The sequence below is a fragment of the Mucilaginibacter pedocola genome (assembly GCF_002013915.1).
GTDB lineage: Bacteria > Bacteroidota > Bacteroidia > Sphingobacteriales > Sphingobacteriaceae > Mucilaginibacter > Mucilaginibacter pedocola.
Genome location: NZ_MBTF01000003.1, coordinates 109,634 through 121,874 on the forward strand (window position 1 = coordinate 109,634; position 12,241 = coordinate 121,874).

At 47.3% G+C, this 12,241-nt stretch carries 15 protein-coding genes; 11 read left to right on the plus strand and 4 right to left on the minus strand.

Going from position 1 to position 12,241, the window contains the following annotated elements; all coding sequences use genetic code 11:
- Positions 1-71 precede the first annotated feature (71 nt).
- From BC343_RS06145 to BC343_RS06165, 5 genes are all read left to right on the plus strand, one after another.
- On the plus strand, positions 72-854 hold the full coding sequence (locus BC343_RS06145; RefSeq protein WP_078346879.1) for a Rossmann-like and DUF2520 domain-containing protein: 783 nt from the start codon (positions 72-74) through the stop codon (positions 852-854).
- 20 nt (positions 855-874) lie between these two features.
- On the plus strand, positions 875-1,207 hold the full coding sequence (locus tag BC343_RS06150; RefSeq protein WP_078346880.1) for a 2Fe-2S iron-sulfur cluster-binding protein: 333 nt from the start codon (positions 875-877) through the stop codon (positions 1,205-1,207).
- 27 nt (positions 1,208-1,234) lie between these two features.
- The gene (gene iscX, locus BC343_RS06155; RefSeq protein WP_078346881.1) at positions 1,235-1,477 is read left to right on the plus strand and encodes a Fe-S cluster assembly protein IscX; all 243 of its coding nucleotides are present in this window, start codon (positions 1,235-1,237) and stop codon (positions 1,475-1,477) included.
- Between the two features lie 161 nt (positions 1,478-1,638).
- The gene (locus BC343_RS06160; protein WP_078346882.1) at positions 1,639-2,160 is read left to right on the plus strand and encodes a KdsC family phosphatase; all 522 of its coding nucleotides are present in this window, start codon (positions 1,639-1,641) and stop codon (positions 2,158-2,160) included.
- A 41-nt stretch (positions 2,161-2,201) separates the two neighbouring features.
- A complete protein-coding gene (locus tag BC343_RS06165) occupies positions 2,202-2,774 on the plus strand; it encodes a Maf family protein (RefSeq protein ID WP_078346883.1) in 573 nt (190 codons plus the stop codon).
- A 181-nt stretch (positions 2,775-2,955) separates the two neighbouring features.
- On the opposite strand, the gene BC343_RS06170 is transcribed toward BC343_RS06165, so the two are convergent.
- Positions 2,956-4,941 carry a M1 family metallopeptidase gene (locus tag BC343_RS06170; RefSeq protein ID WP_078346884.1) on the minus strand — a complete coding sequence of 662 codons (1,986 nt, stop codon included), beginning with the start codon at positions 4,939-4,941 and terminating at the stop codon, positions 2,956-2,958.
- A gap of 109 nt (positions 4,942-5,050) precedes the next feature.
- Here BC343_RS06170 and BC343_RS06175 point away from each other — a divergent pair, with 109 nt between their 5' ends.
- From BC343_RS06175 to BC343_RS06200, 6 genes are read left to right on the plus strand one after another with little or no spacing between them, the layout of a single operon-like run.
- Complete coding sequence (locus BC343_RS06175) at positions 5,051-5,800, plus strand: prolipoprotein diacylglyceryl transferase (RefSeq protein ID WP_078346885.1); 750 nt, start codon at positions 5,051-5,053, stop codon at positions 5,798-5,800.
- Positions 5,793-7,196: a radical SAM protein gene (locus BC343_RS06180; protein WP_078346886.1), complete on the plus strand. Its 1,404-nt coding sequence runs from the start codon at positions 5,793-5,795 to the stop codon at positions 7,194-7,196. The genes BC343_RS06175 and BC343_RS06180 overlap by 8 nt, the downstream gene beginning before the upstream one ends.
- A 3-nt stretch (positions 7,197-7,199) precedes the next feature.
- The gene (locus BC343_RS06185) at positions 7,200-7,451 is read left to right on the plus strand and encodes a hypothetical protein (RefSeq protein WP_078346887.1); all 252 of its coding nucleotides are present in this window, start codon (positions 7,200-7,202) and stop codon (positions 7,449-7,451) included.
- A 2-nt stretch (positions 7,452-7,453) separates the two neighbouring features.
- On the plus strand, positions 7,454-7,735 hold the full coding sequence (locus BC343_RS06190; RefSeq protein ID WP_078346888.1) for a hypothetical protein: 282 nt from the start codon (positions 7,454-7,456) through the stop codon (positions 7,733-7,735).
- A gap of 2 nt (positions 7,736-7,737) precedes the next feature.
- On the plus strand, positions 7,738-8,019 hold the full coding sequence (locus tag BC343_RS06195; RefSeq protein WP_078346889.1) for a hypothetical protein: 282 nt from the start codon (positions 7,738-7,740) through the stop codon (positions 8,017-8,019).
- 48 nt (positions 8,020-8,067) lie between these two features.
- Positions 8,068-8,736, plus strand: coding sequence for a carboxypeptidase-like regulatory domain-containing protein (locus BC343_RS06200; protein WP_078346890.1), 669 nt, complete (start codon positions 8,068-8,070; stop codon positions 8,734-8,736).
- Positions 8,737-9,047: 311 nt separating this feature from the next.
- Here BC343_RS06200 and BC343_RS06205 read toward each other — a convergent pair whose 3' ends face one another.
- From BC343_RS06205 to BC343_RS06215, 3 genes are all read right to left on the minus strand, one after another.
- Positions 9,048-9,998, minus strand: a complete 951-nt coding sequence (locus tag BC343_RS06205) for a Ppx/GppA phosphatase family protein (protein WP_078346891.1) — start codon at positions 9,996-9,998, stop codon at positions 9,048-9,050.
- A 74-nt stretch (positions 9,999-10,072) separates the two neighbouring features.
- Positions 10,073-11,326: an ABC transporter permease gene (locus BC343_RS06210; protein ID WP_078346892.1), complete on the minus strand. Its 1,254-nt coding sequence runs from the start codon at positions 11,324-11,326 to the stop codon at positions 10,073-10,075.
- A 3-nt stretch (positions 11,327-11,329) separates the two neighbouring features.
- Entirely contained in the window at positions 11,330-12,238 is a 909-nt protein-coding gene (locus BC343_RS06215) for an ABC transporter ATP-binding protein (RefSeq protein WP_078346893.1), read from the minus strand.
- Positions 12,239-12,241: the final 3 nt, after the last annotated feature.

Genomic DNA, 12,241 nt, shown 5'->3' on the forward strand with positions numbered 1-12,241 from the left:
ATCACTAATCGGTTTCAGAAATAAAAGTAATAGAAATATTTAGTTTTGCATTATAAAATCATATTCGCCAAATGCGTATTTCACTCATAGGTTCGGGCAATGTTGCCACTCATATTGCCGCCGCTTTAAAAAACGCGGGGCACCGCATTGTGCAGGTTTACAGCCCTAATTTGCAAAACGCAGCTATGCTTGCTTACCATGTAGGCGCTACGGCGGTTGACGCCCTCAAAGATATAGATGCCGAGACGGATATTTTCATTATAGCCGTTAAGGATGACGCTATAACATCGATTGTCCCCCAATTGTCCACTTTTGGCAAGCTGGTGGTGCATACTTCGGGCGCAGTATCTTTGGATGCCTTATCGGCAGAAACTGCTAATGCCGGTGTATTTTACCCCCTGCAAACTTTCAGCAAAACCAAGGAGCTGAACTTTTGGCAGGTGCCCATGTGCATAGAAGGCGCTACCGAAACCATCACTAAACAGTTGGAAGAACTGGCCCGCACCATCAGCAATAATGTTTACCGGGTAAGCTCGGCGCAGCGGAAGGTGCTGCACCTCTCGGCGGTATTTGCCTGCAATTTTACCAACCATTTATACGGCGTTGCCGAGCAATTATTAAAAGAAAGCAATATGCCCTTTGATATGCTGCGCCCGCTGATAGCCGAAACCGCCGATAAAATAAAAGCGCATTCGCCTACTACGGTGCAAACCGGCCCTGCTGTACGTAAGGATGAGCGAACCATGCAGGCACACCTGCAAATGCTGGAAGGGAAGGAGGCCTTGCAGGAAATTTATTTGCTCCTCAGTCAGGATATTATCAAAAACTCCAACGCAGGCAACGGGGATAATTAACTTTTGTTACTTTTGCCAAAATGAATATTTTTAATGTAACGATAAACTTCGAAGAGGCCGACCACGAAACCGTGGTGCTGCCCATAGCCGAAGGAGAATCTGTTTTAGACGTTTGCCTGGAGAACGGCATCGAATTACAGCACAATTGCGGCGGCGTATGCGGTTGCAGTACTTGCCACATATACGTTAATAAGGGGATGGATAATATCCAGGAGATCTCTGACAAAGAAGAGGACTTTATTGACAGGGCCGTAAACCCGCGCATTACCTCGCGCCTGGGCTGCCAGTGCGTGGTAATTGATGGCGATATTGAAGTTACCCTGCCCGACCAATCGGGTTTTATGGGCCACTAATTATAAACTGAACTATTTAAGGAAGAAATGAACGACGATAAATTCGCCCTGCCCATACACTGGAACGATTACGAAGATATAGCCATGAGCCTGTACGAAAAGTTTGGCGACGATTTTGGCGAATCGAAAATATACCGCATCCGCTTTACCGACCTGCTGGAGTGGGTGCTGAGCCTGCCAAACTTTGCCGGCACACGCGAAGAATCTAACGAAGGCCACCTGGAGCAAATACAAAGCGCCTGGGTGTACGAGTGGAGAGATAACCAATAGGCAGTTCGCAGTTTGCGGTGGGCAGTTTGCAGTTTTTGATGTGCAGATGTACAAATTTCAGATGTGCAGATGAGTTCTAATCGGTGAAATCAATTTTCATCGGTGGAATCCCCTACAGTAATCGGTGGAATCATAAAAAATCGGTGTAATCCCAAAAAATAATGGAATCCTTTTTAAATAAGCTGAAAGATATTACCACATTTATTTTTGATGTGGATGGCGTGCTCACCGATGGCTCTATTATGGTTGCCGAGAATGGGGTGCAAAGCCGTGCCTTTAATATTAAGGATGGTTACGCCCTGCAGTTGGCCGTTAAGAGTGGCTACAATGTGGCCGCTATATCGGGCAGTAGGAGCAAGAGCGCCCTGTTCAGGTTGAATAGTTTGGGTATAAACGATGTTTACCTGGGCGCCCACACCAAAACCGAGCGCTTTAAGATATACGTAGAAGAAAAATCTATCAACCCCGGCAACGTATTGTATATGGCCGACGATATTCCCGACCTGGGCGTAATGAAAATGGTTGGCCTGCCTGTTTGCCCTGCCGATGCCTGCGAAGAAATAAAGGCCGTTAGTGCCTACGTATCGCCTTACCCCGGCGGCCGCGGCTGCGTGCGCGACATTATTGAAAAGGTAATGAAGGTACAAGGCAAATGGATGAACGAACAAGCGTACAGTTGGTAGGGTTTAAGTCAAAAGTTTAAAGTCAAAAGTCAAAAACTCGCATGGGCGTTTTTCCTCAACTAATTCTCGCATCCAAATCACCGCGCAGGCAGGATCTGCTGAAACTGATGGATATTGATTTCCGTGTGGTTTTGAAGGAGGTGGATGAATCTTACCCGGAGGGTTTAACGCCTGCCGAAATTGCCCTGCACATCGCTACCAAAAAAGCCGAAGCCTTTGATGAGGATATTACTGATGAGGTAGTACTTACTGCCGATACTATTGTGGCAATAGATGGCTTAATATTAGGCAAACCCGAGAATGCCGAACATGCAGTAGAGATGCTGCAACGCCTGTCAGGCAAAATGCACGAGGTTTATACTGGTGTGTGCCTGCTCCATAAAGGCCAATACAACAAATTTTACGACCGTAGCGAAGTATTCTTCCGCAAACTTACCGACGAGGAGATACGCAGCTACGTAGCCGAATACCAACCCTTCGATAAAGCCGGCTCATACGGCATCCAACAGCGCATAGGCCTCATTGGCATCGAGCGTATCAACGGCTCGTATACCAATGTGGTAGGCTTACCTACAGAGAAGGTGTATCAGCAGTTGAAGAAGTTGGGGATGTAATCCCATCAGCCATAACCACTATGTCATTGCGAGGAGCAGAAGGGCGGGACGGTGCAAAAGGGGCGACGTGGCAATCTCGTCGCATTGTATACGTTCATGCTTAGCGACGAGATTGCTTCGCCGCGCAAGCTCTCCCACAGGCATTCACTCGCAATGACAATTGGCCAATCGTGTTAATCGCTCAATCCCTAAATCGTGTCGTGTTATTTCCCCTGTTCACATCAGGCAGTGCATTATCCGGGTCAATAACCACGCTTTCAACATCACCTGTAGTAGGTATAATAATGGTAGCCACCTTTTGTTGCAGCCATGTCTCTACCGGAAAGTAGGTGCGTTGTTTGCTGCCGTTCTTCAGTTTTAATTCAACCGTAAAAGGCATAGCCATTAGCTCTTTATTGGCTATGGTTACTCTGATGCCTTTGCTGTGGTCTTTATCGGCGTATCGGGCGTCTATCAGCGCTATATCCAGCTTGTAATTGTTGTAGAACCAACCTTTCCAAAACCAGCTCAGGTCTTCGCCGGCGCCGTTCTCCATCGAACGGAAAAAGTCATCGGGCTGTGGGTGTTTGTAGGCCCATTTGTGTATATAGTTGCGGAAGGCGTAATCGAACCGGTCTTTGCCTAATATTTGTTCGCGCAGCAATATCAAACCAAAAGCAGGTTTAAAATAGGTATAAGGGTGGCGGTACTTTTCGGCGATGGCATCGGGCTGAGTCATCATGCTTGGTGCTTCCGGGTCGGTGATGAAAGGGATAATCTCATCGGCCGGGTTACCGCCTTTTTCGGCGTACTCGCTATCGCGTTTTGGTGCGTATTCGCCTTTGTTGAATATGTCGGAAGCATATACGTCAATAAATGTATTCAGGCCTTCATCCAGCCATGCAAAACGGCGCTCATCGCTGCCAACGATCATCGGGAACCAGTTGTGGCCTATCTCGTGCGCGGTAACCCAAAAAAGTTCTTTGCCTTTATCGGTAATACCGTCGAAAACAATACCCGGGTACTCCATACCGCCTGCAATGCCCGCCTCGTTAACGGCAACAGGGTAGGGATAAACAAACCATTTTTCGGAGAAGTATTCTATCGAGCCTTTCAAATATTCGGTAGCGCGGCCCCAGGCATCATTACCCGCGCTCTCTACCGGATAAACCGACATAGCCAGCGACTTTTTCCCGCCAGGCAAGTTCACTCTTGCAGCATCCCATATATAAGCTTTTGAAGCACCGAAGGCCACATCGCGCGTATTCAGCATTTTAAAATGCCAGGTAAGGTTTGCTTTACCTGCGGGGCGCGATGCCGGGTTGGTTACTTCTGCTGCCGTGCGTATCATTACGGTTTTATCGCTGTTTTTGGCAGCGGCCAGGCGGCTTACTTGGGTGGCGGTCAGTACTTCTGACGGGTTTACCAACTCGCCGCTACCCGCTACGATCATATCTGCCGGCAGGGTTACCTTGTAGTCGATATCGCCATACTCTAAATAAAACTCGCCGCTGCCCAGAAAGGGGGCGGTGTCCCAGCCGCGGGCATCATCATATACGCACATGCGCGGATAAAACTGGGCTATTTCGTATATCTTCCCGTTTTTGGTGTCGCAATAATCGGTGCGGCCGCCAAAATTTCCGGGGATGGTGTAATGGTATTTCACCACAAAGCTGATCTTGCCGCCCTTTGCCGTAACGGCGTTGGGCAGGCGCACCTGCATGCGGGTATCGGTAATTACATAGTTCAGCTTAGTCAGCTTGCCGTTTTGCAGCATCGAAACAGATTCGATATTGTAGCCTGTGGTATGCCCGCCTGCCGGGAAGCCGGTAACAAAATTAGAGCGGGCCTCTTTGCGGTAGGTATTCTGATCCAGGTGCAGCCACAGGTATTGCAGCGCATCAGGGCTATTGTTAGTATAGCTAATGGCAGCCGAGCCGCTGATGGTTTTAGCAACGGTATCCAGCTTGATGTCCAGTTGATAATCTACCCGGTTTTGCCAGTATTTTGGCCCCGGTTCGCCATTGGGCGAGTGTACTTCGTTACCGTTTTGCGAATAAGGCAGTGGCGAAAAAAGCAGCGAAGGTTGGTAATTACTGGTAACAGTATCGGCGGCGGTTTTCTTTTGCGCCTGGGCAGAAAGCATGGCTACGGATAGCAATGCAGCAGAGAGAATGGTAATTTTCATTGGGGCTGTGTAAAAAGCAGAGCAAGATACAAAGGCTGCGGCGTTATTTTATTTTTAGTTTGATATTGCCCCAATTGCCTACCTTTATTAAACACTAATACACGCCAATTTGCACTTTCCGGTCAATATTCCCATAGGTTCGGCAACCATTCCGGTTCATTTTGTTTGCGAAACGCTTTCGTACTTTTTGGGGTACAGGTATTATGCTTATTTGCGCCGGCACAGTAACGATGCTATCAGCGCGCATAACCGGCTGGTGATATTTATAGGTGCAGCGTTCGGGGCATTTTTAGGTAGCCATGTATTGGGAGTATTAGAGAACCCGGCTTTGCTTTCCAAATTCAACCTGCTGTATTTTATGGGCAATAAAACCATTGTAGGCGGTATGCTGGGCGGCTTGATAGGGGTAGAGCTTACAAAAAAACAAATAGGTGTTACCGCATCCTCGGGCGACCTGATGGTTTACCCGCTTATACTGGCTATGGTAATTGGCCGCACGGGTTGCTTTTTGGCAGGACTGGAAGACGGTACCTACGGCGTGGCCAGTACCCTGCCATGGGCCATCAACTTTGGCGATGGCATACGCAGGCATCCCACCAATTTGTACGAGATATTGTTTTGGTTACTATTATGGGTAACCCTGGCTTTAATAGAACGAAAGGGCGAATTGGCCAACGGCGCACGCTTTAAAATTTTCCTGGCAAGCTATCTGGTTTTCAGGTTGCTGGTGGAGTTTATTAAGCCTGCATACTTTTTTGGCTTTGGGCTCTCGGTGATACAGTTGGCTTGTATCGGCGGAATTTTGTATTATTATAAAGTATTTCTACACCCCTCAAAACTGATAAAAACCTATGCCTGAACGCCCGTATATATACTACGATTTTACTTTAAGCATTTGCTCTACCTGCCTGCGCCGGGTTGATGCCAAGATAGTTTTTGAAGACGGCAAGGTTTACATGCTGAAGAACTGCCGGCAGCATGGTTTCGAGAAAGTACTGATAGCTACCGATGTAGAATACTATAAAAACTGTCGCAACTATGCCAAGCGCAGCGAGATGCCGCTAAAGTTTAATGCAGAAACACATTATGGCTGCCCGTATGATTGTGGCCTGTGCCGCGACCACGAGCAGCACTCGTGTCTCACGGTAGTAGAGGTTACCGATCGATGTAATTTAAGCTGCCCTACCTGCTATGCCATGTCGTCGCCGCATTATGGCAGGCACCGCACCTTGCAGGAGATTGAACAGATGCTGGATGTGATTGTGGCTAACGAAGGCCAGCCCGATGTGGTGCAGCTAAGTGGCGGCGAACCCACCGTGCACCCGCAGTTTTTTGAGATACTGGATATTGCTAAAACTAAGCCCATCAAACACCTGATGCTGAATACCAACGGCATCAGGATAGCTAAGGACGAAAACTTTGTACAGCGCCTGGCAACTTATCAGCCCGATTTTGAGATATACCTGCAGTTTGATTCCTTTGAGGCAGAAGCGCTGATCAAACTGCGTGGAGAAGACCTTACGGATGTGCGCGCTAAAGCCATAGAACACCTGAACAAGTATAACCTGAGCACTACGCTGGTGGTTACCCTGCAAAAGGATTTGAACACGCATGAGATAGGCAAAATAATAGAGTATGCCCTGCAACAGCCCTGCGTGCGTGGAGTAACCTTTCAGCCTACGCAACAGGCGGGCAGGCTGGAGAACTTTAACCCGCAAACCGACCGCTATACCATGACGGAGGTGCGCAGCGCTATACTGGAGCAAACCAACGTTTTTAATGCCAACGACTTGATACCCGTGCCCTGCAACCCCGATGCACTGGTGATGGGGTATGCATTGAAATTGGGCGGCGAAGTGTTCCCGCTTACGCGGATGATAAACCCCGATGACCTGCTGGATAACTCGAAGAATACCATTGTTTACGAGCAGGACGAGCGCCTGAAAGGCCATTTGCTGAATATGTTCAGCACCGGTAACTCGGTTGATAAGGCCAAAGAGCACCTGCACTCAATAATGTGTTGCCTGCCCGAAATAGATGCCCCGCAGTTAAGCTACGATAATCTGTTTCGCATCATTATCATGAACTTTATTGATGCGCAGAATTTTGATGTACGCGCCATCAAAAAATCGTGTGTGCACATTGTTAATAAGGATATGCAGATCATCCCCTTCGAAACCATGAACATTTTTTACCGCGACGAGAAGCGCGAATACCTGGAACAATTACGTACCGAAATGGCTGCAACATTTTAAGCTATGGAAGAACCAAAGAAAGCCCCCGCTAACTATAAGGTGATAGGTATAAACGTTGCCATATTTGCCGTTTACACCCTTGGGTGCAAGCTGATATACGACGATATATTTAACGCCATACCGGTATATGCCATACATGTGTTAGCATGTTTTGTACTGGCCATTATATACAGGCAATTGGTGTGGGTACTATCGGGCATGCTGCTTTTGTTAATTGGTTTTTCTACTTGTGTGGCAATATTTACTTTAGGTTAGTTATGGAAGAGATAAATGAAAATACGCCCGCGCCTAAACCAGCTGCCAGCTATAAGATAGTGGGTGTTAATTTGGCAATACTGGCTGTCTACACCATAATTTCAGCCATACCGCAAGAGGGCATATTGTTCGATATGTTTGTCATTTTCTTCCACGTTATCACTTGTTTGATCCTCACCTTAACGGGCCCTAAGCGTTTGCAATGGCTGCTAAGCGCAGTATTGGTATTGGTGATTGGTTTTTCTACCTGTGTGAGTATAGGTAGTTTTAGAGGAGGCCTTTAACTATGCAAGAAACCGGACTAAGACCGCAACCCGAACCCCAATGGATAGTGGTAGGTATAAACATAGCTGTTGTGATAGCCTACACGATTTACCTCAGATATGTTGACAAAGGGCAATATAATATCATTGGCGATGCTATGCTCATAGGTATGCACGTGGTAATTTGCCTGTTGCTGGCCATATTTGTTTTGAGCAAAGAATTTTTAATGAGCGCCGCACTGGTGCTGGTTATAGGTTTTTCAACCTGCTGGACGGTGTTTGCTACAAAAGTTTTTTATAAATAATTTATGGAATTGTGGGCTTAATGGCATCCTGTAATAAAACCCAGCGTTATGCCACGTATCAAACACATCAGTATCTCCACACCCTGCCACGAAGATTGGCAGCAAATGACAGCAAACCAACAAGGGAAGTTTTGCCAAAGCTGCTGCAAAACGGTAGTTGACTTTAGCGAAATGACTAATGCTGAAGTGATTGCCTATTTGGCATCGCATAAAAATACTTGCGGGCGCATTCCCGCCCTGAAGTTGGCTGCCATTAACCACCAATTAGAAATTGATAACCGAAAACGCTTTACCTGGAAAGGGCTAATTGCGGCTGCATCATTAAGTATGTTGTTCCCGGTTATAAATGCCAAAGCAAAACCGGCGCATAAAACCGAGCAAGCACCTGTTGTACCGGCAAAAGCTAATATAATAAATAGAGTAGCAGACAGCGTAACTTACATAACTATAAAAGGTGTGATAAGGGCTAAAGAAGATGGCCAGCCACTACCGGGTGCATCTATTAAGGTAAAATATAGAGGTAAGTATATAGAGGGAATAACAAACGTGAATGGTTTATTTAGCTTACGCGTGCCGGCTAAGGCTAAGCGCGTGTTAGTGAGCTTTGTAGGTTATCAATCCCAGGATATAACGCTAAAACCCGGCGAAGAGGAGAAAGCAATGGAAATAATGCTACAGATGAACTCTTATATGCTGGGTGGATTTGGGATGCATTGATCAAGCTTCTACCAGCTTATCATTTAAATCTTAACAATAATCATTACGGGCTTGTCGGTGATAACACGCGACAAGGGCATAAAGCTATTTTATCCCGCCACTGTTGAGTGTTATCACCAACAGCTCCGATGCTTGTAAAAGAGGAAGGCCGTATGCTATTCAATTAATCCCGGCTTTTCGTTCAAATCGTAATAGAAGTAATTACGGGCTTGTCGGTGATAACACGCGACAAGGGCTCTTTGGTCATTACGGGCTTGTCGGTGATAACACACGATAAGGGCGGATGAGATGCCCTTGGGGTAAAAGGAGCTTTATCTACCCATCATCTCAGCCAGCACCCCTTCTTTCAATGAATACGTAGACATCCACACATCCACCAGCCCCAGCTTTTGCATCAGGTAAATAGTGAGCAGGCTTGCCGATACGATCATATCTACCCTAACGGGGATAATGCCTTTCATGGTGGCGCGTTTGGCGTGGGTTGATTTGATGAGCCGCTCTATCAGGTACAGCAGGTCGTCGGTGTCGAACTCGTAGCTTTTGGTGGATTTGAGATCGAATTTGCGGCCGGCCTCCAGCTCTATCACCTCGGCAAAGCTTTCGAATGCGCCGGAGGAACCTATCAAAAATGTTGGCTTGTACTGCATGGCCGCCTGGAATAACGGCACTAATTGCTGGTTGAGGTAAGCCGTCATGGCTTTTATAGATACTACATTCATCGGGTCGACTTTGTGGAATTTATCCATCAGCCTCGCCGCACCTATCTCGAAACTTTGTTTCCAAAGGGTTTCATCTTCGTTGCCTATGATGAACTCCACGCTGCCGCCGCCAATGTCTACTATTAGCGAATTTTTTTCGGTAAGTACGCCGCTGGCTTCTATCCCTTTATAAATAAAAGCTGCTTCCTTCGCACCGTCGATGATTTCTATCTGGATGCCTGCCTGCGCTTTTACTTCTGCTATAAAATCATTCCCGTTAGCAGCATTGCGCAGGGCAGAGGTGGCTATGGCACGTACCTCTGTTGCGGCTGCCTCGTCGATATGCTTTTTAAAATCCTGCATGGCCTTAATGCCACGGCTGAAGGCCGCTTGCTGGATAATGCCCTTGTTGATGCCGCCCTCGCCAATTTTAACCGCTTCGGTTTGCTGGTGGACGATGCGGAAGCCTTCGGTACTTTTTTCGGCAATAAGCAGGTGGAAGGTATTGGTACCAAGGTCCATCACGGCGAAGCGTTTGGCGGAAGCGTTGTTTTGTTCGGGCATGGGCAGAAATTACAAATCCCCGCAAAAGTATGGCTTTTGCAAGGGATTTTGTGAATTATGATGTGGTTAAGGAATTACTCTTTATAAAAGAACCATTTGGCCAACTCCTTAAAGCTGGCTTTTTTGCCATACATCAGTACGCCAACGCGGTAAATACGCGCAGCTACGTAGGTAGTAAACAGGAAACCGGCTATCATCAACGCCATCGATATACCTAATTGCCAATCGGGCACACCGCCAAATGGTATGCGCACCATCATGGCTACGGGGGCGGTGAAAGGTATCATAGATAACCACACTGCCAGCGGACTATCAGGCGCCTGGAACAATACCGATACCGATAAAATATAAGTGAACAGCAAGGGCAAAGTGATGGGGAACATGAACTGTTGTGTTTCGGTCTCACTATCTACCGCCGACCCTACGGCTGCAAATAAGGCGCTGTAAAGCAGGTATCCCGTCAGGAAATAAAAAATAAAGCACATTAAAATATAACCGAATGGGATTGTGCTCAATACGGCTATGGCACCCGCCATAGGGCTACCCGGTCCCGAAAAGGCATGGCCAGCAATTTTCGATGATACTACGGATAGCAGTATCCACGCACCGAATTGCGTTAAACCAACCAGCCCCACGCCGATGATCTTACCCAGCATCAGTTGAAATGGTTTTACCGATGATATGATAACCTCGATGATACGGTTGGTTTTCTCCTCGATAACGCCACGCATTACCTGCGCACCGTAGATGAACAGCGATAGGTATATCAATATAGCACAGGCGATACCCACACCCATGGTAGCACCCAAATTGGCATCTTTGGTACCTGTGGCGGTTACTTCCAGTGCGTTAACTTCTATATGGGTTTTGTTAATTGAGTTTAGCAGTGCGGTATCAATATGGTGCGCTACCAGGCTTTCGGCCGAGGCTATAGCGTTCATTTGTTTTTCTACCTCGTTGGTAACCTGGTAAGTAGGTTTCTTTTTCGAGAGTATCTGCACCTGCTTTTTAGTATAGTCAGCAGGTATCACCAGTACCGATAGGTTTTCGTCTTCCTGCAAAGCTGCTTTGGCCTCGGCAAGCGGTTGTTTGCCGGTTTCGAATTTGATGTGTTTAACGTTATGCAGCTTGCCTTCAAAAGCCTTGCTATCGTCGATCACTTTTACTACCTGGTCGTTGCTTAGCTCCTGGCTGTTTTTGGCAACCAGGCCTATCACTGCCGACATACCCAGTATCAGCATCGGTACTACAAATATCATCACTATGAAAGCCTTTTTGCGCACACGGGTAATGTATTCGCGCTGTATAATAAGTAATACTTTGTTCATAGCTTAGGCGTTTTGGTTTACTTTTTCAATGAAAATTTCGTGCATGCTGGGTATAACTTCCTGCAGCATATTAATGCGCGTTTTGGGCAGCAGGTATTGCAACACATCGTTGGCGGTGCTGCCTGCAGTAAGCTTTAGCTTTATAGTGTGGCTGTCGTCATCGCCGGCGGTTTCGCTTACAACGTTAAATGGCAGTGAACCGCTAAGGTCCAACTTGCCGCCGGTGTATTCTACCAGGTAGGTTTCGTTTTTGTAAGAATTACGGATGGTTTTCACTCGACCGTCCAATATCTTGTGCGACTTATTGATAAGCGCTATCGAATCGCAAAGTTCTTCTACTGATTCCATGCGGTGGGTAGAGAACAGGATGGTAGCGCCCTGTTTGTTTAGCTCCAGTATCTCGTCTTTGATCAGGTCGGCGGCTACAGGGTCGAAACCGCTGAATGGTTCGTCCAAAATGATCAGGTCGGGGTTGTGCAGCACGGTAGCCACAAATTGTGCCTTTTGCGACATCCCTTTTGATAGTTCCTCTATCTTCTTTTTCCACCAGGTCTCCATCCCCAGTTTCTCGAACCAGAATTTCAGCTTGGCGGTGGCTTCGGCGCGGCTAAGGCCTTTCAGGCGGGCCAGGTATATCATTTGTTCGCCTATCTCCATTTTTTTGTAGAGGCCGCGTTCTTCGGGTAGGTAGCCAATGCGGTTAATGTGGCTTTGGTCGAGCCGTTTGCCGTCGAAATAGATCTCGCCCGAATCGGGAGCGGTAATTTGATTGATGATACGGATGAGGGAAGTTTTACCGGCGCCGTTAGGGCCAAGCAGCCCGAAAATTTTGCCGCTTTCTACTTCCAAACTTACATCGTCTAACGCGCGGTGCCCGGCGTATTGCTTCACAATGTTGCGTATGCTTAGCATGTG

What these genes read in the sequence shown, in the direction of transcription:
- BC343_RS06145 (WP_078346879.1), top strand. Translation starts at nt 72, where the DNA reads ATGCGTATTTCACTCATAGGTTCGGGCAATGTTGCCACTCATATTGCC.
- BC343_RS06150 (WP_078346880.1), top strand. Translation starts at nt 875, where the DNA reads ATGAATATTTTTAATGTAACGATAAACTTCGAAGAGGCCGACCACGAA.
- iscX (WP_078346881.1), top strand. Translation starts at nt 1,235, where the DNA reads ATGAACGACGATAAATTCGCCCTGCCCATACACTGGAACGATTACGAA.
- BC343_RS06160 (WP_078346882.1), top strand. Translation starts at nt 1,639, where the DNA reads ATGGAATCCTTTTTAAATAAGCTGAAAGATATTACCACATTTATTTTT.
- BC343_RS06165 (WP_078346883.1), top strand. Translation starts at nt 2,202, where the DNA reads ATGGGCGTTTTTCCTCAACTAATTCTCGCATCCAAATCACCGCGCAGG.
- BC343_RS06170 (WP_078346884.1), bottom strand. Translation starts at nt 4,941, where the DNA reads ATGAAAATTACCATTCTCTCTGCTGCATTGCTATCCGTAGCCATGCTT.
- BC343_RS06180 (WP_078346886.1), top strand. Translation starts at nt 5,793, where the DNA reads ATGCCTGAACGCCCGTATATATACTACGATTTTACTTTAAGCATTTGC.
- BC343_RS06185 (WP_078346887.1), top strand. Translation starts at nt 7,200, where the DNA reads ATGGAAGAACCAAAGAAAGCCCCCGCTAACTATAAGGTGATAGGTATA.
- BC343_RS06190 (WP_078346888.1), top strand. Translation starts at nt 7,454, where the DNA reads ATGGAAGAGATAAATGAAAATACGCCCGCGCCTAAACCAGCTGCCAGC.
- BC343_RS06195 (WP_078346889.1), top strand. Translation starts at nt 7,738, where the DNA reads ATGCAAGAAACCGGACTAAGACCGCAACCCGAACCCCAATGGATAGTG.
- BC343_RS06200 (WP_078346890.1), top strand. Translation starts at nt 8,068, where the DNA reads ATGCCACGTATCAAACACATCAGTATCTCCACACCCTGCCACGAAGAT.
- BC343_RS06205 (WP_078346891.1), bottom strand. Translation starts at nt 9,998, where the DNA reads ATGCCCGAACAAAACAACGCTTCCGCCAAACGCTTCGCCGTGATGGAC.
- BC343_RS06210 (WP_078346892.1), bottom strand. Translation starts at nt 11,326, where the DNA reads ATGAACAAAGTATTACTTATTATACAGCGCGAATACATTACCCGTGTG.
- BC343_RS06215 (WP_078346893.1), bottom strand. Translation starts at nt 12,238, where the DNA reads ATGCTAAGCATACGCAACATTGTGAAGCAATACGCCGGGCACCGCGCG.